The sequence below is a fragment of the Ruegeria sp. AD11(2025) genome, assembly GCF_056542405.1.
On sequence record NZ_JBQFZU010000006.1, the window covers coordinates 13,629 to 35,256 of the forward strand.

20 protein-coding genes and 2 tRNA genes are annotated in these 21,628 nt (G+C 59.0%); 14 read left to right on the top strand and 8 right to left on the bottom strand.

Translation table 11 applies throughout. The features are described 5' to 3' along the window. Positions 1-31: 31 nt before the first annotated feature. The 3 genes from ACR1XY_RS07555 to ACR1XY_RS07565 all read right to left on the bottom strand — a co-directional run bounded on the left by ACR1XY_RS07555 (position 32) and on the right by ACR1XY_RS07565 (position 1,644). Positions 32-904, bottom strand: a complete 873-nt coding sequence (locus ACR1XY_RS07555; RefSeq protein ID WP_480591666.1) for a hypothetical protein — start codon at positions 902-904, stop codon at positions 32-34. A 29-nt stretch (positions 905-933) separates the two neighbouring features. Then, positions 934-1,242, bottom strand: a complete 309-nt coding sequence (locus tag ACR1XY_RS07560; protein WP_480591671.1) for a hypothetical protein — start codon at positions 1,240-1,242, stop codon at positions 934-936. A 326-nt stretch (positions 1,243-1,568) separates the two neighbouring features. Continuing rightward, positions 1,569-1,644 (bottom strand) — tRNA-Thr (locus tag ACR1XY_RS07565). A gap of 343 nt (positions 1,645-1,987) precedes the next feature. Here ACR1XY_RS07565 and ACR1XY_RS07570 point away from each other — a divergent pair. The 4 genes from ACR1XY_RS07570 to arsB are packed head-to-tail and all read left to right on the top strand — an operon-like array spanning position 1,988 to position 6,127. Continuing rightward, positions 1,988-2,821: an arsenate reductase/protein-tyrosine-phosphatase family protein gene (locus tag ACR1XY_RS07570; protein ID WP_480591675.1), complete on the top strand. Its 834-nt coding sequence runs from the start codon at positions 1,988-1,990 to the stop codon at positions 2,819-2,821. Then, on the top strand, positions 2,818-3,816 hold the full coding sequence (locus ACR1XY_RS07575; RefSeq protein ID WP_480591679.1) for an ArsJ-associated glyceraldehyde-3-phosphate dehydrogenase: 999 nt from the start codon (positions 2,818-2,820) through the stop codon (positions 3,814-3,816). Before ACR1XY_RS07570 ends, ACR1XY_RS07575 begins: the two co-directional genes overlap by 4 nt. After that, positions 3,813-5,078 (top strand): organoarsenical effux MFS transporter ArsJ, encoded by a 1,266-nt coding sequence (arsJ, locus tag ACR1XY_RS07580; RefSeq protein WP_480591685.1) that lies wholly within the window; start codon positions 3,813-3,815, stop codon positions 5,076-5,078. Before ACR1XY_RS07575 ends, arsJ begins: the two co-directional genes overlap by 4 nt. Next, complete coding sequence (gene arsB / locus ACR1XY_RS07585; protein WP_480591688.1) at positions 5,075-6,127, top strand: ACR3 family arsenite efflux transporter; 1,053 nt, start codon at positions 5,075-5,077, stop codon at positions 6,125-6,127. The genes arsJ and arsB overlap by 4 nt, the downstream gene beginning before the upstream one ends. A gap of 18 nt (positions 6,128-6,145) precedes the next feature. Here arsB and ACR1XY_RS07590 read toward each other — a convergent pair whose 3' ends face one another. Further along, a complete protein-coding gene (locus ACR1XY_RS07590; RefSeq protein WP_480591691.1) occupies positions 6,146-7,159 on the bottom strand; it encodes a LacI family DNA-binding transcriptional regulator in 1,014 nt (337 codons plus the stop codon). Between the two features lie 233 nt (positions 7,160-7,392). On the opposite strand from ACR1XY_RS07590, the gene ACR1XY_RS07595 reads away from it, so the two are divergent. The 5 genes from ACR1XY_RS07595 to ACR1XY_RS07615 all read left to right on the top strand — a co-directional run bounded on the left by ACR1XY_RS07595 (position 7,393) and on the right by ACR1XY_RS07615 (position 12,624). Then, positions 7,393-8,697, top strand: coding sequence for an extracellular solute-binding protein (locus ACR1XY_RS07595; RefSeq protein WP_480591693.1), 1,305 nt, complete (start codon positions 7,393-7,395; stop codon positions 8,695-8,697). Between the two features lie 72 nt (positions 8,698-8,769). Then, positions 8,770-9,651, top strand: coding sequence for an ABC transporter permease subunit (locus ACR1XY_RS07600; RefSeq protein ID WP_480591696.1), 882 nt, complete (start codon positions 8,770-8,772; stop codon positions 9,649-9,651). An 11-nt stretch (positions 9,652-9,662) separates the two neighbouring features. After that, positions 9,663-10,553: a sn-glycerol-3-phosphate ABC transporter permease UgpE gene (ugpE, locus tag ACR1XY_RS07605; protein WP_480591700.1), complete on the top strand. Its 891-nt coding sequence runs from the start codon at positions 9,663-9,665 to the stop codon at positions 10,551-10,553. Between the two features lie 11 nt (positions 10,554-10,564). Then, a complete protein-coding gene (locus ACR1XY_RS07610; protein WP_480591703.1) occupies positions 10,565-11,611 on the top strand; it encodes an ABC transporter ATP-binding protein in 1,047 nt (348 codons plus the stop codon). Further along, the gene (locus ACR1XY_RS07615; RefSeq protein ID WP_480591706.1) at positions 11,608-12,624 is read left to right on the top strand and encodes an endonuclease/exonuclease/phosphatase family protein; all 1,017 of its coding nucleotides are present in this window, start codon (positions 11,608-11,610) and stop codon (positions 12,622-12,624) included. Before ACR1XY_RS07610 ends, ACR1XY_RS07615 begins: the two co-directional genes overlap by 4 nt. Before the next feature lie 3 nt (positions 12,625-12,627). On the opposite strand, the gene ACR1XY_RS07620 is transcribed toward ACR1XY_RS07615, so the two are convergent. Further along, positions 12,628-12,704, bottom strand: a tRNA-Arg gene (locus ACR1XY_RS07620). Between the two features lie 115 nt (positions 12,705-12,819). On the opposite strand from ACR1XY_RS07620, the gene ACR1XY_RS07625 reads away from it, so the two are divergent. Together ACR1XY_RS07625 and ACR1XY_RS07630 are read left to right on the top strand one after the other, a co-directional pair. Further along, entirely contained in the window at positions 12,820-13,845 is a 1,026-nt protein-coding gene (locus ACR1XY_RS07625; protein ID WP_480591713.1) for a LacI family DNA-binding transcriptional regulator, read from the top strand. Between the two features lie 4 nt (positions 13,846-13,849). Beyond that, entirely contained in the window at positions 13,850-15,058 is a 1,209-nt protein-coding gene (locus tag ACR1XY_RS07630) for a winged helix-turn-helix domain-containing protein (RefSeq protein ID WP_480591718.1), read from the top strand. A gap of 3 nt (positions 15,059-15,061) precedes the next feature. Here the strand turns inward: ACR1XY_RS07630 and ACR1XY_RS07635 are convergent, their stop codons facing one another. Next, positions 15,062-15,760, bottom strand: a complete 699-nt coding sequence (locus ACR1XY_RS07635; protein WP_480591721.1) for a fumarylacetoacetate hydrolase family protein — start codon at positions 15,758-15,760, stop codon at positions 15,062-15,064. A 535-nt stretch (positions 15,761-16,295) separates the two neighbouring features. Continuing rightward, positions 16,296-16,730, bottom strand: a complete 435-nt coding sequence (hpaR, locus tag ACR1XY_RS07640) for a homoprotocatechuate degradation operon regulator HpaR (RefSeq protein ID WP_480591726.1) — start codon at positions 16,728-16,730, stop codon at positions 16,296-16,298. A gap of 238 nt (positions 16,731-16,968) precedes the next feature. Between hpaR and ACR1XY_RS07645 the strand changes: the two genes are divergently transcribed. Both ACR1XY_RS07645 and ACR1XY_RS07650 read left to right on the top strand, forming a co-directional pair. Further along, positions 16,969-18,381, top strand: coding sequence for a pyridoxal phosphate-dependent decarboxylase family protein (locus ACR1XY_RS07645; protein WP_480591732.1), 1,413 nt, complete (start codon positions 16,969-16,971; stop codon positions 18,379-18,381). 10 nt (positions 18,382-18,391) lie between these two features. Then, positions 18,392-19,162, top strand: a complete 771-nt coding sequence (locus ACR1XY_RS07650; RefSeq protein WP_480591738.1) for an HpcH/HpaI aldolase family protein — start codon at positions 18,392-18,394, stop codon at positions 19,160-19,162. 4 nt (positions 19,163-19,166) lie between these two features. Here the strand turns inward: ACR1XY_RS07650 and ACR1XY_RS07655 are convergent, their stop codons facing one another. Then, positions 19,167-20,309 (bottom strand): DUF3095 domain-containing protein, encoded by a 1,143-nt coding sequence (locus ACR1XY_RS07655; RefSeq protein WP_480591741.1) that lies wholly within the window; start codon positions 20,307-20,309, stop codon positions 19,167-19,169. 142 nt (positions 20,310-20,451) lie between these two features. Between ACR1XY_RS07655 and ACR1XY_RS07660 the strand changes: the two genes are divergently transcribed. Continuing rightward, a complete protein-coding gene (locus ACR1XY_RS07660) occupies positions 20,452-21,624 on the top strand; it encodes an MFS transporter (RefSeq protein WP_480591744.1) in 1,173 nt (390 codons plus the stop codon). The last annotated feature ends 4 nt before the right edge of the window (positions 21,625-21,628 follow it).

Here is a 21,628-nt window from a genome sequence, read left to right on the forward strand (position 1 = left end):
CTGCCAACTAGGTTCATTGTCAGTTGGCCAACTAGCCCTGCACGTCCAGAGTCAGGGTTCGCCAACTACCACGCTCGGGATAATACTGAATTGTTCCAGTGAAACTGCCTCGGATCATCGCGCCAAATCCGTTCTGTGCATCGAAGTTTCCGATAACCTGATAAACGCAATCGCCAATGTGCCCGGTTCCCGAACCGTATCGACCGGGAAATTTTGCCGTAGACGGTGAGCGCAGAGAATTTCGCACGTCGGTTTGGATCATCACATATGCATGGCTTTTATTCTTGTCTGTACATTTGGAAAGGCGTTCTGCTTTGGCTTTTCTTGCGCGACGCTCGGCTTCCGCTGCATGGGCATCAGGGTCCAAGGTTCGGGCTTCAGTAAACCAGCGGTTTTCGTCAATGCTGCGAAGCTCGGCGAGATACGCAGCGGGATCAGTCTCACGAAGTTCGGCGAGACGAGCCTCTCGTTGTTCGCTCACTATCCCAGCGCCTTGGAGCGAAAAGAATGTCGCGACCGCCAGAAACAACAGAGCTTTTCCGCGATGCCGGAAGTGAGGGATACCAATGCCTGTTATCAAGGTGAATAGAAACAGTACGAAAAGCAGCATCGCCACAGCGGTTTGGATATCAGCGTCCTGTTTTTGCAATAGGTGAAGCGCAAATCCAAAGGCAATAAGTTCCAAGATCAGTATCTGGAATCGGATGAACCCGCCCACCGCAGACTTGCCAAGTTTTACGGCTCCATGATGATCTGCTGGCTTGGTGATAACCGTTTCAGTGTTTTGGTTGCTCGTGTTAGGTGCCGAAAGATCGTCAAGGTTGCTGCCACAGTGTTTGCATATAATGGCGGCGGCTTTGATTTCTTCCGCACAGAACGGACAGACTCGTGTTGAATTCTTCATGTGGCTCATTCTCTTTAACGAATTGAAAATTAACGAAACACTTCGCCGGTGGAGGCGTCGAGATACAAACGATTGGCGACTGTAGGTCCACCGCAATACATGAAGTATACGGGCCTCGGCTCAAATGAACCCGACCTCACCCATCCTCCATGTTCCATAAACTCGTTCGGTGTGCATGTGCCGTTCTGTACCAACTCGGTGGCAGCGATCAGGAATGCTTCGTAATGTCGCTCCAAATCATCCGACTTGGCGATCCAAGGTTCGGCATCCAATGCATGCGCTGCGTCTGCATACATCACGCCTGCAATCAAATACGAAAGTGCAATTATTCTGCTCATAGCGGCTCCTCAGCTCACGAAATCGGCCACCAGAGTTTCCTCTGGCAGCCGGGGAGTTCGTAAGCCGCCGTCAGACGACTGCGCTGGCCTTTAGGCCGGAGCCCTGGACATACGCCAGTGCCTCCCCGACCATAGGGTTCGAGGAGGTGCATCACGGTCTGCACCGACCGCTGACGGAGGGGTTACGACACCCCGAGATTGGAATTTTACCAATCCTGAACGCAGCCTAGCCCGGATGTCTGAAAATCGAAAGCGCAAACGTCACCTTGCGGGCTTGCCGAAGGTGTTGATTCCAGTGCTAAAATCGGTGTGCTGTCGAAGAAGGGTGGTGCCGCTGATAGGACTCGAACCTACGACCCCATCATTACGAATGACGTGCTCTACCAGCTGAGCTACAGCGGCATCCTTCTTTTTCCGCGGCCCTACTATGGCCCTACTAGTTACTTTGCGCCTTATCTAACCTGCTGGCTTCAAACGTCAATTGCGGATGGACCCGCTACTTACGAAGGACCTGCTCTACCAGCTGAGCTATTGAGGCAAGCGATGGTCCGTTTAAACGGTCGGGGTAGCGCGCGCAAGTCTTGATCTTTGTGATTTTTCCAGCAGCGATTCACAGTATCACACCGCCAACGCAACCAGATCTTTTGACCCGAGCCACGACGCCTGCAAGTTCTGACTGTGAAATTTCTGTAACGGCGCATTTCCCGGATTGTCGTGTCATCATTATTTCTATATTTCATGAAATATGATAGAACAAGTAACTGACCAACTTGCCATCCTCGGGCACCCGCAGCGCATCTCGGTGTTTCGCATGTTGATGCGACGTTTTCCTGACACTGTGCCCGCCGGAGAGCTGGCGGCAGAGCTGGATATCAAGGCCAGCACCCTGTCGAACTACCTGAACGCGTTGCAACGCTCGGGGTTGGTGACGCAGGAACGGTCGGGAACCTCTCTGCTCTATTCGGTCGATATGAAGAACGTGCAGCATATGCTGGATTTTCTGGTCCTCGATTGCTGCCGTGGCCGCCCTGATATCTGCATGCCTTTCAGCCAAGGAAGTGACACCATGACGGACCGCAAGTTCAATGTACTGTTTCTGTGCGTGGGTAACTCTGCCCGCTCGATCTTTGCCGAATCGCTGCTGCGCGAATTGGGCGGCGATCGGTTCAATGTATATTCCGCTGGAACCCAGCCAGCGACCGAGCTTAATCCAATTGCTGTTCAGGTGCTGAGCGACAAGGGGCACGATACCTCGGTCCTGCGTTCCAAGCATATGTCCGAGTTCGCCGCACCGGGCGCGCCCGAAATGGATTTTGTCTTTACCGTCTGCAACCAGGCCGCCAACGAAGAATGTCCGGCCTGGGAAGGCCAGCCGATCAGCGGCCATTGGGGCATGGTGGACCCGGTCAAAGCCACCGGTACCGATGCGGAAAAAAGCCTGGCTTTCCAGAATGCCTATGGCGCGCTGAAGCGCCGGATCGAGGCCTTTACCTCTTTGCCGGTCGAAAGCCTGGACAGGATCGCATTGCAAACTGCTGTCGATGACATCGGCAGAACGTCACTTGAGGACACGAAATGACGACTTACGCTGTAAACGGCCTGGGCCGGATGGGAAAACTGGTCCTGAAGCCGTTGCTGGAAAAGGGCGCAAAGATCGCCTGGACCAATGACGGGGTCGGCGACCCCGAGATGCACGCGCACCTGCTGGAGTTCGACACGGTACACGGGCGCTGGGACGCGGAGTTCTCGCACGACGCGGACAGCGTCACCATCAACGGCACCCGCCTGCCTTTTATCGGCACCAAGAGTCTGAACGATCTGCCACTGGATGGTGTGGACGTGGTGATCGACTGCACCGGTGTCTTCAAGACCGAGGCCAAGCTAGCCCCCTATTTCACAGCAGGTGTGAAAAAGGTTGTCGTCTCGGCTCCGGTCAAGGACGGTCCCACCGCCAATATCGTCATGGGCGTCAACGAAGACACCTATGACCCGGCCACGCATCACATCGTGACGGCAGCGTCTTGCACCACCAACTGTCTGGCCCCTGTGGTCAAGGTGATCCACGAAAACCTAGGCATCCGCCACGGCTCGATGACCACGATCCATGACGTGACCAACACGCAAACCATCGTGGACCGCCCGGCCAAGGACCTGCGCCGCGCGCGTTCGGCGCTGAATTCGCTGATCCCGACCACCACCGGCTCGGCCACCGCGATCACGCTGATCTATCCGGAACTGAAGGGACGGTTGAACGGCCACGCGGTACGAGTGCCTCTGCTGAACGCCTCGTTGACCGACTGCGTTTTCGAGGTGGAGCGCGAAACCACCGTCAAAGAGGTCAACGCCTTCTTCAAAGCCGCAGCCGAGGGCGAGTTGAAAGGCATTCTGGGATATGAAACGCGCCCGCTGGTCTCGACCGATTACACCAATGACGAGCGGTCTTCGATCGTCGATGCGCCCTCAACCATGGTGGTGGACGGGACGCAGGTGAAAATCTATGCGTGGTATGACAACGAGATGGGATATGCGCACCGTCTGGTCGATGTCGCGCTCAAGGTTGGAGCCTTGCTGTGACATCCCGGCCCGAAGGACTGTCGGCCTATTTTGCGGTCACGGCGGCCTATTGGGCCTTTATGCTGACCGACGGGGCGCTGCGGATGCTGGTGCTGCTGCACTTTCATACGATGGGTTTCTCGCCGGTTCAGTTGGCATATCTGTTTGTACTCTATGAAATCGCCGGGATGGGGACGAACCTTGTGGCGGGCTGGATCGCGGCGCGGTTCGGCCTGACTTCGACGCTGTATGCTGGGTTGGCTTTGCAGGTGGGGGCGCTGCTTGTTCTAACCCAACTAGACCCTAACTGGGCGATTCCGGCCAAAGTTGCCTTTGTGATGATCGTGCAGGGGGCCAGTGGGGTTGCCAAGGATCTGGCCAAGATGTCCTCGAAATCCGCCGTGAAACTGCTGGCGCCGACCGAAGGCAGCGGGCTGTTCCGCTGGGTCGCTGTTTTGACCGGCTCGAAAAACGCCGTCAAAGGCTTGGGCTTCCTGCTGGGGGCCGCTTTGCTGGCGACGCTGGGTTTTGTCTGGGCCACGCTGGCTATGGCGATCGTGCTGGCGATCATTCTGGTTGCTGTGATCCTGTTGATGCCACCCGGCCTGCCCAAGGGGCGCAAGGGAGCGAAATTCTCCGAGGTTTTCTCGAAATCGTCAAATGTGAACTGGCTGTCGGCAGCGCGGGTGTTTCTGTTCGGCGCGCGGGACGTGTGGTTTGTGGTCGGCATCCCGATCTATTTCTATGCGGTCCTGTCCGACGGCACCGAAGAAGGCAACCGCGCTGCGTTTTTTATGATCGGCACTTTCATGGCCGTCTGGGTTATCCTCTACGGAGCCGTTCAAGCCAGCGCACCCAAGATCCTGCGTGCGTCGGAGCGCAGCGAAGGCGACCTGATCTTCGCCGCCCGCAGCTGGGCCACTGCCCTATTCTGTGTTCCGGCAGCGCTGACGGTTGCAGTGCTGGTGTCCTCGGGTCCGCAGACATGGCTGACCGTCACGCTGGTTATGGGCCTGCTGGTGTTCGGGGCAATCTTTGCGGTCAACTCTTCGCTGCATTCTTACCTGATCCTGGCGTTTACTAAATCCGAACGGGTGACAATGGATGTGGGCTTCTATTACATGGCCAATGCGACGGGTCGCCTTGTGGGCACCGTGCTGTCCGGACTGACCTATCAGATCGGCGGGCTGGCATTGGTTCTGGGCACCGCCACCGTGATGGTCGCGCTGGCGGCGCTGACGTCGGGCAAACTGACCGATCAGACCACCGAGGCCTACTCATGAGCATTTTCGAACGCTACCTGACCGTCTGGGTCGCCCTTGCCATGGTTGGGGGCGTACTGATCGGTCTGGCCGCACCGGGTCTGGTCGGGTTGATTGCCTCGGCCGAGGTGTCCAGTGTAAATCTGGTGGTAGCTCTGCTGATCTGGGCCATGGTCTATCCGATGATGGTCAGCGTCGATTTCGGCGCGGTTGCGGGCGTGGCACGCCAACCGAAAGGGTTGATCGTGACACTGGTGGTCAACTGGTTGATCAAGCCCTTCACCATGGCGCTGCTGGCGGTGTTGTTCTTCGACTATGTCTTCGCACCGTGGATTCACCCCGAAGATGCAGCGCAATACATAGCCGGTCTGATCCTGCTGGGCGCGGCCCCCTGCACCGCGATGGTGTTTGTCTGGTCGCAACTGACCAAGGGGGATGCGACCTACACGCTGGTGCAGGTCTCGGTCAACGATCTGATCATGGTCGTGGCCTTTGCACCCATCGTCGCATTTCTGCTGGGGGTCACTGATATCGCGGTCCCGTGGCAGACTTTGGTGCTGGCGACCGTGCTTTATGTCGTGCTGCCCCTGATCGCGGGGTTGATCACGCGGTGGAAACTGGGCTCGCAAGACGCCATGGACGCGTTTTCGGCCAGGGTGAAACCGTGGTCGGTGCTGGGCCTGATTGCCACCGTTGTTATCCTGTTCGGCCTGCAGGGGCAGACCATTCTGGCGAAACCGCTGGTGATTGTCCTGATCGCCGTACCGATCCTGATTCAGAGCTATGGGATTTTCGCCCTGGCCTATGCAGCGGCCTATGCATTGAAAATCCCCCATCGTATTGCCGCCCCTTGCGCCATGATCGGCACGTCCAACTTCTTTGAGCTGGCGGTCGCGGTCGCCATCAGCCTGTTCGGATTGAACTCGGGCGCCGCCTTGGCCACCGTGGTGGGCGTTCTGGTCGAAGTGCCGGTGATGCTATCACTGGTGGCGTTCGCCAACCGCACGCGTGCCCGGTTCCCCGAACCTTCCGATTTCAACAGGCTGAGCACCAAGAAACTCAAACCTTAACGCGAGCACCGCAAGTGATCAGTGGGTCCCGCGCGGCACGAAATAGGGATCGATCAGAAGGGTTTCGCTCGCCTTGCCGGGCTCGGATAGCCGGCGTTCAAGCAAGTGGATCACGTGCTCGACCGACTGGTCGATGGGGTTGTTCACGGTGCTCAGATTGAAGGTGGGCCATCGGGCCATTTCGATATCGTCGAAGCCTACAATCGACAGCGCACCGGGTACATCCAGCCCGATTTCCCGCGCCGCGGTCAGCGCGCCGATTGCGCTGGCATCATTGGCACAGACCAGCGCATCCAGGCGGTGATCCCGCAGCAGTTTCATCGACGCTTTGTACCCGGCCTCGACGGTAAATTCCCCGGTCTCTTCCGCGATCAGGGATAACCCAACCTTTTCAAGGACAGCCAAAATACCCGCCCGGCGGTCAGCGGACGAAGCAAAGCAAGTCGCGCCTGCGATGTACCCGAAGCGTGTGCGTCCGCGATCAATAAGTGTTTGCGTCGCGATCCGCGTACCCTCGGCGTTTCGACAGCACACGTTATCGACCCCCGGCGCATCCACGATACGGCCGGATGAGATCATGGGGACGCCGAACTTGCTGCACTGCTCGACCAGCGGTCCGGGCATACTACCGCCGCGCAGAATCAGGGCGTCCAGCGGGTATCGCATCACCTGGTCAATTGCTGCTTCGGCGCGGTCATCACCGCCATCAATCAGAATCGGCCACTTGTTCAATGCGTTCAGCCGACCCACCAAACGGTTCACGAATTCGGAATCGTACGTACTGCGCATGTTGCCGACAAAAACTGCCACCAGATGCGACCGCCCCCCCTTTAACCCTGCCGCCAAAGCGTTGGGCTGATAACCCATGCGCGCGGCTATCTTATGGATTTTTTTTCTTTTGTTTACATCAAGATAAGCGCCCGGCGTAAAGGCGCGTGAGACGGCGGAACGCGACACTCCAGCCGCGTCGGCGACGGCTTGCGCCGTCACGCGGCGGGGCCTTTCGGCGGATTTGCTGCTGTCGTCTGTCACGCCAAATCTGTCCTCTTTTTTGGATTAATTTGTCAATATTGCTAGAAATCTTTCATCGAACTGTCATACGTTAACATTATGTGAGCACGTGTGCAGAATCCAGACACGGCTCGCCATGCAGGTCGGAGGGCTGCACGTTGAACAACGCTGCAGGAGAGCCTGCGCAACAACCTGGCATCTGTTGCCACCGGTCTCTTTGCTGCAAGGGGCCGAAATCGAACCGGAGGATCGAAATGACCAACCTGAAGTTTTGCGCAACAGCCGCAGCACTCGCGTTCACCGCGACTGCGGCCTTTGCAGAAACCGAAATCACCTGGTGGCACGCCCATGGCGGACAGTTGGGGGAAACCGTCAACAAGGTTGCCGAGAAGTTCAATGCTTCACAGGACGAATACAAAATCACTCCGATCTACAAAGGCAGCTACGAAGAGACGCTGACCGCAGGTATTGCGGCCTTCCGCGCCGGAGAACAGCCAAACATCATGCAGGTTTTCGACGCCGGTGCTGCCACCGTGATCGCCGCCAAAGGCGCGACCGTTCCGGTTCAGGACCTGCTGGCCGATAACGGCGTTGATTTTGATATCAACGACTACATCGCTGGTGTTCGCTACTTCTACGCCGACAGCGATGGCAAGATGATCGGCATGCCTTTCAACTCTTCGACGCCGATTTTGTATTACAACGTCGACGCGCTGGAAGCTGCAGGCGTGACGCCGCCGAAAACCTGGGAAGAGTTCCAATCGGCCACCGCTCCGGCACTGAAAGAAGCGGGTTACATTGCGCTCAGCCAGTCACACCTGCCGTGGATCTTTACCGAGAACTTCATGTCGCGTCATGACCTGCCGTTTGCAACCAACAACAACGGCTATGACGGTACCGACACACAGATTCTGGTCAATAACGATGCGATCAAGGCACATTTCACTGCCGTGAACGAGTGGAAAGACAACGGCCTGTTCGAATGGTACGGCACCGGTTGGGGTGACAACGCCAAGCCGTTCGAAGAAGGCAAAGTTGCCATGTGGCTGGGCTCGTCGGGTTCGTTTGGCGGTCTGCTGCAGAAAGACCTTGGCTTCGAATTCAGCGCAGTTGAGCTGCCCTATTGGGAAGCCGTGACCGCTGAGCCGACCCAAACCTTCATTGGTGGTGCTGCCCTGTTCGCGATGTCGGGCAAATCGGACGAGGAAAACAAGGCGACGGCCGAATTCTTCCGCTTCCTCACCGCGCCCGAAACCCAATACTTCTGGCATCAGGAAACCGGTTACGTACCGATCACCGAGGCCGCCTATGAGCTTGCCAAAACAGAAGGCCACTATGACCGTTTCCCGGCCGCCGAAGTTGGTGTGAACCAGCTGCAGGACAAAGCTGGCGAGAACACCAAGGGATACCGCATGGGCTTCTACGTCCAGATCCGCGACATCATGAACCGCGAATATGGCCGTATCCTGACTGGTGAAACCGACGTGGAAACCGCTTTCAAAACCATCGAAGAGGAAGCCAACGAACTGCTGGCCCGCTTCGCCAAGACCCAGGGTTAAGCTCCGGGATCACCCCCAGGGTGGTCGCGTCTTCTCGGCGCGGCCATCCCTTCTATTCTGAACGGACGGGTCATGAAACGCGCGGGCTTCGACAATATCTGGCTACCTGTGGCGCTGCTGCTGCCACAATTGATGATCATCGGCATCTTCTTCTACTGGCCTGCGGGCTGGGCGCTGCAATCATCGTTCTTTCTGCAGGACCCGTTCGGGTTCGGATCGACCTTTGTCGGGGCAGACAACTACACCTCGCTTATGGGCAATGATCAGTACAAGCGCATCGCATGGTTCACCGTTGTCTTTTCTGTCCTGGTCACCTTTTTCTCGCTGGCCATCGCGCTGTTGCTGGCGGTGAAGGCCGACAAAGTGCTGCGCGGGGCCAAGACCTATCGGACGCTGCTGATGTGGGTCTACGCCATTGCGCCGCCGGTCGCGGGCTTCCTTGGCATCCTGTTTTTCGACCAGAGCACCGGCCCGATGACCAAGTTCTTCCAGATGTTCGGCTGGGATTTCAAACTGGGCGTCGATTACAACGCCACCGCGACCGCAATGATCATCGTGTCGGTCTGGAAGCAGATTCCGGTGAACTTCATCTTTTTCCTGTCGGGCCTGCAATCCATCCCGCGTTCCGTGCGCGAGGCGGCGATGATCGACAACCGCTCGGCCACTGGACGGTTCTGGCAAGTCACCTTCCCCCTGCTGGCGCCGACCGCATTCTTCCTGTTGATCATCAACATCACCTATGCGCTGTTTGACACATTCGGCATCATCGACGCGCTGATGAAGGGCGAACCCGGCAACAACCCGATGACGTTGGTCTACAAGGTCTATCTGGACGGGTTCCGGGGTAATGACCTTGGCGGTTCCTCGGCGCAATCCGTTGTCCTGATGGTTCTGGTACTGATCCTGACCGTCTTTCAGTTCCGGCTGGTTGAACGCCGGATTCACTATACCTGAGGGGGCTTGTCATGGCTGACACAACGCTTGAAACAACCGCCGAGACCCGCCCCCGCCGCATTCGCTGGGAAACAGTCGGAGATCACGTCGTCCTGATCCTCGGCTCCCTGCTGATGATCCTGCCGCCGTTGCTGGCGCTGACCACAGCCAGCCACGATGCGGTGACGATCCACCGCGAAGGGTTGCAACTGACGCTGGGCGACGATCTGGGCAAGAATTTCCACGCTGCCATGCTTGAAAAGGGCGGCTTCACCCAGACGGTCGACGGCACATTGATGCTGATGAATTCGTTCATTCTGGGCATCGGTTTTGCGGTGGGCAAGATCATCATCTCGATGATGGCCGCCTATGCGATCGTCTATTTCCGCCTCCGCTTTGCCACGCTAGCCTTCTGGATGATCTTTACCACTCTGCTGCTGCCGCTCGAGGTGCGTATCCTGCCGTCCTACGAAGCGATTCAGAAGCTGGGCCTGACCAACACCTATACCGGCCTGATCGTGCCACTGATCGCTTCGGCGACCGGCACCTTCTTCTTCCGTCAATTCTTCATGTCCGTGCCTGAGGAACTGGCCGAGGCCGCCCGCATCGACGGTGCAGGCCCGTGGAAGTTCTTCATCGACATCCTCGTGCCCCTCAGCCGGACGATGATCGCGGCGATCTTCATCATCATGTTCGTCTTTGGCTGGAACCAGTATCTGTGGCCGACCCTGATCACCACCGATGAAAGCTTCTTCACCCTGGTCCGGGGCATCAAGCAGATCGTACTGTCCTATACTGACAGCCAGATCCCCGAACATGGGCAGGCTTTGGCGCTGGCCATCGTGGCGATGATCCCGCCTGTGGCCATCGTCATCTTTTTCCAGAACTGGTTCGTCAAGGGCCTCACAGAATCCGACAAATAAGGAATACGCGCATGGCTCAGGTTTCTTTAGAGGGCATCCGCAAGGTTTATCCCAACGGCTTTAAGGCGGTAGAAAGCACCAGCTTCACCATTCACGATGGCGAGTTCGTCGTTCTGGTCGGCCCCTCGGGCTGCGGTAAATCCACCCTGTTGCGGATGATCGCAGGGCTCGAGGATATCACCGAAGGTACTCTGAAAATCGGCGACCGGGTGGTCAACGATGTGGACCCGGCGGATCGGGACATTGCAATGGTGTTCCAGAACTATGCTCTGTACCCGCATATGACGGTGCGCAAGAATATCGGCTATGGGCTGAAGAACCGCGGCACACCGGCCGCGGAGATCGCGGCCAAGGTGGAAGACGCCGCCAAGATGCTGAACCTGACCGAGTACCTGGACCGCAAGCCAGCACAACTGTCCGGCGGTCAGCGTCAGCGCGTTGCCATGGGGCGCGCGGTGGTCCGCGATCCGGCATTGTTCCTGTTTGATGAACCGCTGTCGAACCTCGACGCCAAGCTGCGCAACCAAATGCGGATCGAGATCAAGGCCCTGCAGCGCCGCCTTGGCACCACTGCGGTCTACGTGACCCACGATCAGGTCGAGGCGATGACGATGGCGGATCGCATCATCGTTCTGAATGCAGGTCAGATCGAACAGATCGGCACCCCGTATGAAATCTATCACAACCCGGCCTCGACCTTTGTTGCATCCTTCATGGGCGCACCACCGATGAATCTGATCGAGGCTGAGGTGGCTGAACAGCAGGTCCGGATCAACGGGTATGACGGGCTGATGCCCGCCCCCGCCGCCTATGTCGGCCCCGTCACAATGGGCATCCGACCCGAGGATGTAGAACTGGACGATCAGGGTTCCGTCACGTTCCGTGTCGACATTCTTGAAGAACTGGGCGCCCACCGCCTTTTGCACGGCGCGATCGCGGATCAGCCCTTTACTGTGATGGTCGGCAAGGACCACGAAGTTCAAACCGGTGAGATCCGCGTCACCCTCAAGCCAGACGCTCTTAGGCTGTTCGATGTGGAAACGGGAAAAGTCCTTTGATTACTGAAATATTGAAGGTTCTTCCCGCTGTGACTCCGGATCAGCGTCAGGAAATTCTGGACGCGCCACGCACGTCTGAGGCTCACCGGGGCCTGTTGTCCGGCCTGCCCGCCATGAACGCTCTGCAGGTAGGGGGTGACGCTTCGGCTACGCAGTTACCCGCGCAATTCACCGTGGCCGCCTGGAATGTGGAACGCTGTCTGTTCCCCGAAGACACCGCCGCCCACCTGAAACCGATCATTCCGGACGTTGTTCTGTTGTCTGAGGTTGATTACGGCATGGCCCGCACCGCGCAGCGCCACACTACCGAAGAGATGGCGCGCGCACTGGGCATGGTCTACGCCTTCGGGGTCGAATTTCACGAGCTCGACCTGGGCGGCCCGACCGAACGATCCTTCTGCACCGATGCGTTCAACGAATGGGGCTGGCACGGCAACGCGATCCTGTCTTCGGTCCCGTTTGAACGCACTGCCCTGATCCGTCTGGACGATCACGGCCACTGGTTCACGCCCGAGGCCGGCGCGGTCGACCCCGATCAACCCCGTGTCGGCGGTCGAATGGCCATCGCCGCAGTGATCCCCGGTGCCAGCGGCCCTGTCTGCGTGGTCTCGACACACCTGGAAAGCAACGCGGACACGGCGCACCGGCATGCTCAGTTTGAACGGTTGCTGCAAACCGTGGATGCTTTTGCACCCGGTCTCCCGGTTCTCATCGGCGGAGACCTGAACACCGGCAACCACCTTCCGCCCGATTTCGACTGGCGGCAGGAAACCCTGTTCGATCTGGCCGAGGGTCACGGCTATTCCTGGGCTTTCACCCCGCCGGGGCACACGACGCGGCCAAGCCTGATCACCCCGCACCCGAACCGCAAAATGAAACTGGACTGGCTGGCAGGTCGCGGATTCGCACCTGTCGAAAGCGGGCTTCTGACCTCTATTTCCGCCTCAGGCACCCCCTTGTCGGACCACGATTGCGTCTGGAGCACCATTCGCCTGCAGAACGAAACAGCCTGAAACTGGCGACCCCGGCAGGATTCGAACCTGCAACCTGCCCCTTAGGAGGGGGCTGCTCTATCCAGTTGAGCCACGGGGCCGCGCAAGGCCCTCTGTAACGCGGTTTTTTTCGGTTGTCATGAGTTTTGCACAACAGTTGTAAAACGCGTCCTGTTCACGCTACCATCAGGCAAAACAACAGTGCAGGTGCCCTCCGTGACCACAGAAACAAAACGCCCGCTTACCCTTCGTGATGTCTCGGAAGCGTCTGGAGTGTCAGAGATGACGGTCAGCCGGGTTCTGAGAAACCGGGGCGACGTGTCCGACGCCACCCGCACACGCGTTCTGGCCGCCGCGAAAGAGCTTGGATACGTACCCAACAAGATCGCAGGCGCGCTGGCCTCAAGCCGGGTGAATCTGGTCGCGGTGATCATCCCGTCACTGTCAAACATGGTCTTCCCCGAGGTTTTGACCGGCATCAATCAGGTGCTGGAAGATACCGAATTGCAGCCCGTGGTCGGCGTCACCGACTATTTGCCCGAAAAGGAAGAAAAGGTCCTGTACGAGATGCTCTCGTGGCGGCCTTCGGGGGTGATAATCGCAGGGCTGGAGCATACCGAGGCCGCCCGTGCCATGCTGGATTCGGCAGGTATTCCGGTGGTTGAAATCATGGATACCGATGGCAAACCGGTGGACGCAATGGTTGGCATCTCGCACCGCCGGGCCGGGCGCGAAATGGCTGAGGCGATTCTGAAAGCGGGTTACGAACATATCGGTTTCATGGGCACCAAGATGCCGCTGGACCACCGCGCGCGGAAACGTTTTGAAGGCTTCACCGAAGTTCTCGGCAAGAACGGTGTCGAGATCGAGGATCGCGAGTTCTATTCCGGAGGTTCGGCCCTTGCCAAAGGGCGTGAGATGACACAGGCCATGCTGGATCGCTCTCCGGATCTGGATTTCCTTTATTATTCCAACGACATGATTGGCGCGGGCGGACTGTTGTACCTGCTGGAACAGGGCATCGACATACCGGGGCAGATCGGCCTGGCCGGGTTCAACAATGTCGAGCTGCTGCAAGGCCTGCCGCGCAAGCTGGCCACGATGGATGCCTGCCGGTTGGAGATTGGACGGAAGGCGGCTGAGATCATCGCCCGGCAATTGGCCGATCCGGAAGCCGAGATCGACACCCGTGTGACCCTGACCCCCAAGATCAGCTTTGGTGACACTCTGAAACGGCGCTAATGCCATGGCGTTGCCACGGCTGGACAACAAGGCGGCTCGTGCTCTGTTTATGGACCGTCACGCGCTGGCCGAACAGCCTTCGGGTGGGGCCAAGGGTGCGGACCTGCTGGACCTGATACACCGGCTGGGTTTTGTGCAGCTGGACAGCATCAACACCGTCGCCCGCGCCCATGACATGATCCTGTTTTCGCGGCGGTCTTCTTACCGCGCGAAAAACCTCAAACGTCTATATGAGCGCGACAAGGCATTGTTCGAACACTGGACCCATGACGCAGCAGTCATTCCGATGGAGTTCTATCCGCACTGGCACCTGCGGTTTCAACGGGATGCCGATCTGCTGAAATCTCGCTGGAAGAACTGGCGTCGCGACGGGTTTGAACAGCAATTTGCCACTGTCCTGCAACATATCCGCGACCACGGGCCGGTATCGTCCTCCGATGTGGGTAAAGACGAAAAGAAAGGATCGGGCGGTTGGTGGGACTGGCACCCCTCGAAAACTGCGCTGGAGTTTCTGTGGCGGTCGGGGGCCCTGACGGTGATTGGCCGCAACGGGTTTCAGAAACGCTATGACCTGACGGAACGGGTGATCGACACGCATCTGTGCCCGGGCAACATGCACTGCGATGCCGAGGCAACCGCGGACTGGCTGTGCAATGCCGCGCTGGACCGGCTGGGCTTTGCCACGTCCGGAGAGCTGGCGGCGTTTTGGGACACGGTCAGCGTGTCCGAGGCGAAAACTTGGTGCCAACAGGCTCTAACACGCAGGGATTTAGAGGAAATCGAAGTGACCTGCGCCAACGGGCAGGTGCGGAAACTGCTGGCCCGACCAGGGCTGACCGAGACTGACCTGCCCGCATCACCGGGCCGTATCCGGGTTCTCAGCCCGTTCGACCCCATGCTGCGCGACCGCAACCGGGCCGAACGGCTGTTCGGCTTCCGCTATCGGATCGAGGTCTTCGTCCCTGCCGCCAAGCGGACCTACGGGTATTATGTCTTCCCTCTGCTGGAGGGCGACCGGATGATCGGCCGCATCGATATGAAGGCGCAGCGTGACCGGGGTATTCTGCAAGTCAGCGCACTGTGGCCGGAACGATCCGTGCGCTGGTCGGATGCCCGTACTCGGCGGCTGCAATCGGAACTGGACCGGGTCCGCCGGTTTGCCGGGCTGGATGACGTAGAATTTGAAACAGACTGGCTGAAAGACCCTAAATAAGTTCTATTCTGCATCCGTCAGTGTCAATTGGATCGGCTGCAACCCATCAATACCACCGTCTATCACATCGCCTGCCTGCACCGGGCCGACACCGGCAGGTGTGCCGGTCAGGATCAGGTCTCCGGACCGCAGGTGGTAGTAGCCGGGCAGATGGCCGATGATCTCGTCAATCTTCCAGATCAGATCGCTCAGCGTTGCATCCTGGCGGATTTCACCATTCACGCTCAGATGAATGCGGGTGGCATCTTGCGGCGACCAGTCCGCCGCACGAGTCAGCGGCGCAAACACAGTTCCGGCCTCAAGGTCCTTGCCCAGATCCCAGCGACGCTGCTTGTTTCGCTCGCGGATCTGCAGGTCGGGGCGGGTCATGTCCAGCGCACAGCCATAGGCGTAAACCGCATCCCAAGCCTGCGTACTGGTGGCGCAGAAGACGGGTTTGCCAAGGGCCACCGTCAATTTCATCTCGTGATGAAAATCCCCGGTGCCCGGCGGATACGGCAAAGTCGCCCCGGTCAGCACCGCATTTGGGGCGGATTTGGTGAAATAGAACGGAGCCTCACGATCGACCCCGTGCCCCATTTCGGCCGCGTGTATCGCGTAGTTGCGTCCGACACAGAAGATCCGCCCCACCGGATACGCCGCCTGCTGCCCTTGAACCGGAATTGCAATCGGTTCGGGAAGAGAAAACACAGTGACTGGCATCATGGCTTCCATTTATTTCAGGCAGCCCGCTTCTTGGTGCCGCTATCGGGTAGGGCAAGACTCTCGGTATTGCGCATGCCCAAGTGCAGCAGAACAAACTGTCAGTCCAAGAAAACTTGAGCAATATCTGTCACAATCCAGGCGTTCTGCCTTGGAAACCACCGGAACAGTTCTAAATTGATGAGTGGCAGAGCGATTTCGCCGACTAATCGGGGTACGGCGCGCTCTGGCCGCCGCTCACAAGTACGGCGGGTAAACATGCACCCGTCTGGACGTGAAGACATCCTATAATCCCGCGAACCACGCGGCGTTACCGGGTGCGAATACTTCAGAGAACTACGGCCAAAGACTTTACCCCCAAAGACTTTGCGTCAGAGAGCCGGGTTATTCGGTCCGGCACGTTTTCTGAAGCGCAGGCCGGACCGTCGGTATCTATCCGACGCAACCGGCCTCGGGCCAGGCACATAATCCAGTACACGTCTGGCCGCCCCGCCGGAGATAATACCTTTCTCCGGCGGGGTTCGAAGGTGAGGCGTCACGTTTCCAGATCACGCAGTTCATTCAACAGATCTAGCAGCGTCTCATGCCGTTCCGGGCCCAGCTTGGTGCGCAAATCCTCGGCCAGATGAATGGTCACCTGTATGTTGTCGCGGATAATCTGCTTTCCCTTTGCCGAAATGTCGACGATCTGCCTGCGCCTGTCACCGGGGTGGACTTCCCTTAGGATCAGGCCCTTGACCTCGAGCTTTTGCAGAATGCGGGTAAGGCTGGGCAACAGCAGGCACGCCCGGTCCGCAAGATGGGTCGGCTCTTGCGGTCCTTCCTCTTCCAGAACGCGCAACACGCGCCATTGCTGTTCGGTTACACCGACATCCGCCAGCATCTTGCGAATGGGCCCCATGACCCGTTCTCTGGCCCGAAGTAATGCAATGGGCAATGAACGTGACGTCAATGGTACTTCATTGGTCATAGGAAATTCTCGCCGAATTCCGGCTGCACTGCAACGGGCCAATCCGTTTTTCTGGGTGTTTATGCGGATTTAGCCCAAAATAGACACTGAATTGTCATGCGCACTTTACTGTGTTCAGGGCTATTGAAAGGGTACATGATCGAAAGATCGTTGACCTTAGGCCACGGATGACCATCACTGTCGGCGGAGTAAAATCCGGCCAGGTAAGACGTGCGCCGGGTCAATAATGAGGTCTGCGATGAAGTGGGATGAGTTCACTGACTGGGGTAAGAAAATTACCGAATGGGCGCAGGATTACCACCTGACCGTGGGTGACAGGCCCGTTCGCGCCCGGACCGAACCGGGCGAGGTTCTGGACGCCCTGCCCGCCCAGCCACCGGAACAGGCGCAGGCGATGGAGGATATCTTTCGCGATTTCGAGGATATCGTGATGCCGGGGATCACCCATTGGCAACACCCTCGGTTTTTCGCCTATTTCAATGCGAACACGTCGCCCCCGTCGGTTTTGGCCGAGTTTCTGACCAGCGCCATCGCGCCGCAATGCATGTTGTGGCAGACCTCGCCCGCCGCGACCGAGATGGAAACGCGGATGATGGACTGGCTGCGTCAGGCGCTGGACCTGCCCGAAGGGTTTGCCGGCGTCATTCAGGACTCAGCCTCCTCGGCGACGCTGGCGGCGGTGCTGACCATGCGGGAAAAGGCGTTGAACTGGCAGGGAAACCAGCAGGGTTTGTTCGGACAGAAGCCGTTGCGTGTTTATTGCTCGGCCGAAGTACATACCTCGGTGGATCGCGCCATTTGGGTGGCCGGGGTCGGACAGGACAATCTGGTGCGCATCCCGATCAAGGGAGACTGGCGCGGCATGGGCCCCGAGGCGCTGGAAACGGCGATTCAAGCCGACTTAGACTCTGGTCTACAGCCCGCGGGTGTCATTCTGTGTGTCGGGGGAACCGGCACCGGGGCGACCGATCCGGTGGATGAATGCCTGAAGATCGTGCAGAAATACGGGCTGTATTCCCATGTTGACGCGGCTTGGGCGGGGTCGGCGATGATCTGTCCGGAATACCGCCACTATTGGCCCGGGATCGCGCAGGCCGACAGCATTGTGTTCAACCCGCATAAATGGCTGGGCGTGCAGTTCGACTGTTGCGCACATTTCCTGAAGAACCCCGACGATCTGGTGCAGACGCTGGCGATCAGCCCGGAATACCTCAAGACGCACGGCAAGGACGGGATCATCAACTATTCGGAATGGTCAGTGCCTCTGGGCCGCCGGTTCAGAGCGTTGAAACTGTGGTTCGTGCTGCGCGCCTATGGGTTGGAGGGGCTGCGCGAAAGACTGCGCAACCATGTCAACTGGTCCATTGACCTGCATGACCGGCTGGCGGCTGCGCCGGATTTTCAAATCGTCACTCCGCCAATGTGGTCGCTCTGGACCTTCCGCTACATACCCGATGGGCATACGGACCTGGACGATCTGAACTTGCGTTTGATCAACTCGATCAACGATGATGGCCGCATCTATCTAACCCAGACCCGCGTCGATGGTGATCTGGTGATCCGCTTTCAGGCCGGTCAGTTCGAAACCACCGAGGATGACGTCCGCATGGCCTATGATGTTATCACCGAAATCGCCCGCTCACTTACCTAGAGGTTCCCATATGGCTGCACCTGATAACTCGTTTAAACAGGCTCTAATAAAAGGAGATCAGTTGATCGGCTGTTGGAGCAGCTTTGCCGAACCCGTCGTGGCTGAGATCATGGGCACCGCAGGATTCGATTGGCTGGTGATCGATGGCGAGCACGCGCCGAATGACATCCGCTCGCTGCGGGATCAGCTGATGGCGCTTGCCGCCAGCCCCTCGCACCCGGTGGTGCGGGTGCCGGTGGGCGACACCGCACTGATCAAGATGGTGCTGGATATCGGCGCGCAGACCATTCTGGTGCCAATGGTCAACAGCGTCGAACAGGCACGCGAGTTGGTGCGGGCCTGCCGATATCCGCCCGTAGGCCTGCGCGGGGTCGGTGCCGGGGCGGCACGGGCTACGGGTTATGGCTCGGTCTCGGACTATATTCAGACCGCGGATGAGCAGATTTGCCTGCTGGTGCAGGTGGAAAACCGCGCCGGGATGGCGGCACTGGACGACATTCTGCAGGTTGATGGCGTCGATGGCGTGTTCATCGGCCCGGCGGACCTGTCCACCGATATGGGATTTCAGGGCAACAGCGCCGCGCCCGAGGTGCGCGCCACCATCGCCGATGCAATCGTGCGGATCAAAGCCGCGGGCAAAGCGCCCGGCATTCTGGGCACCAATGACGAAACCAATCAGGCTTATCTGGAGATGGGTGCACAGTTTCTGGCGGTTGGGATTGATGTGATGCTGCTGGCGCAAGCCGCAAGGGCACTGGCTGCTAAGTGGAAGGCAAAATAGCGCGCTAACCCTGCATTGCAGCAGCAGCCTGCGCGTAACCGCCCGAAGCCCCGTCAACGAAATGCACATGGTCGTCCCGCATCGCCGAGGGCACAAAACAGGTCATCATCGCCTCGTCCTGTGCGTGCAACCCATAGCGGACCTTGCCCTGTTCGCGCGCCTGTTCCAGCATAATCCTGATTTGCTTGAGCGTCGCCGGATCGCAATCCAGTGTCATCTTCAGCCCGTCATCAAACTTGCGGAAGTCTGCGTTCCGACTGACCATATGTTTATAGTGGCCGGGATCGAACTCACCCAACCGCTTACCGGTTTTGAACAACAGCGCGATGAGCAAGTTCTGCCCCAGCAGCTTTATCCTTTGCCCAAGCAGGTTACGCCCAGCGCGGGAGACACGCGCGTCAAGCTCGACATCCGGGGGTGGCCAACTGATCGGAGGGCCGTTTTCCGGCACCGGGTGGCCGGCACGCTCCAACCGTTCCGAGGCGGTCAGAACCGACCGGGCCAGATCGGCAAAGTCGCTCTCGGTCGCTTTCTGCGTCGGCTGCACCACCAGCGACACGATCTGCCCATGACGCGCCTTGCTGTTGGACCAGCGGCAGGACAGGCCGGTCAGATCAGGCAGTGCGCCCGGTTCGGCGGGCGGCACTTCGAACGCACCGGATTTCATCTGGGTTTCGGCCCAGACCAGCCCGCCGCCCGAGAACATGGCGTAATCCACCCCGTCCGAGGGCGCATAGCGCGCCACTCGCAAGTCCCGGCCCGCCAAGCGGATTTCGGATACCGGCACCAATGCCCCGCGCAATGCGATCGAGAACTCTTCATCGGCCCAGCGCCGCAGCTCGGCCAGCACCGTGCGGGCGGTATCGACGGCGCTTGCGGGGATCGCAAACCCGGCGCCATCGCCACCGAAAACATAGGGAAACTCCTGCCCCTTCAGCGCGTTTATCATGGCCGAGATCACCGCCGCGCCCACCATGTTGACGGTTTTGTAACGACCCCTTGCAATCTCACCGGTGGAATCGACGATATCGGCCACGCCCAGCGCCCAGTCACCCGGCACGGGCGTAAACCGCGCTGGTTGCGCCAAACTGGTGAAGTCCCGCTGTCGGGGAAGGCTGTCATAAAAGGCGGCCTGTGCGTCTTTCATCGGCACCTCGGGATCATGGGTATCGGAACAAATAGCCCGAATGTGAACGCTGTCCGGTGAAAACAGTATAACACACAAGCTTGTGTGGCGCACCGGGACGTGCCAAGCGTTTCTGCGCAGCTTGGGGGAGAAGGGGCGGTTCATGAAGGCAGGTCTGGTAGTGTTGTGCCTGGGCTATGTGCTCAGCCAGTTCTTTCGCGCCTTTCTGGCGGTGCTGAGCGTTGATCTGGGCCGCGATATCGGCGCCACGCCCGAGGATCTGGCCTTTGCCTCGGGGCTTTGGTTTCTGGTTTTTGCCGCCATGCAGTTGCCAGTGGGCTGGGCACTGGATCAGATCGGGCCGCGCCTGACAGCAGCAGTTCTGTTGCTGGTCGGCGGCGCGGGCGGCGCGGCACTGTTTGCCGTGGCCAGTACACCGTTTCATGTCGCTGTCGCCATGGGGTTGATCGGTGTCGGGTGTTCTCCGGTGCTGATGGCATCTTACTACATCTTTGCGCGGGAATACCCGCCCGCGCGCTTTGCGACGTTGGCGGCGGTGATGCTGGGCGTGGGCTCGGTGGGCAATCTGGTGGCCTCCTACCCCACCGCGCTGGCGGTCGAGCTGATGGGGTGGCGCGCGACGATGTGGGTGCTGGCGCTGTTCTCGGGTGCCATTGCGCTGGGCATCTGGATCACCGTGCACGATCCAAAACGGGTTGAGACCGAGCACCGGGGGTCTGTGCTGGACCTGCTGAAGGAACCCGCGCTTTGGGCGATCCTGCCGCTGATGCTGGTGGCCTATGCGCCCGCGGCGGCCACGCGTGGGTTGTGGGCCGGGCCATATCTGAGCGATATCTTCAAACTCAGCACCACCCAGATCGGTACGGCGACGCTGATCATGGGGGCGGCGATGATTGCGGGCACCTTTGCCTATGGTCCGCTTGACCGGATGCTGGGTACGCGGAAATGGGTGATCTTCGGCGGTAATGCGCTGGGCACGGCGGCGCTGGTGCTGCTGTGCCTGTGGATCGACAGCGCGGTCTGGCTGTCAGTACTGCTGATGGCGGTGATTGGCTTCCTGGGGGCCAGCTTTCCGGTCATCATGGCGCATGGCCGCGCCTTTGTGGCTCCGCATCTGGTGGGGCGGGGCATGACCCTGCTGAACCTCTTTGGGATTGGCGGCGTTGGCATTGCGCAATTCGTCACGGGACGCATCCATGCGGCCACAGTGGACATCAGCCCGACCGCGCCCTACACAGCGATATTCGGCTTTTTCGCGATCACGCTTGCCATTGGCTGCGTGATCTACCTATTCAGCCGCGACAGCGTCGACTGACGCT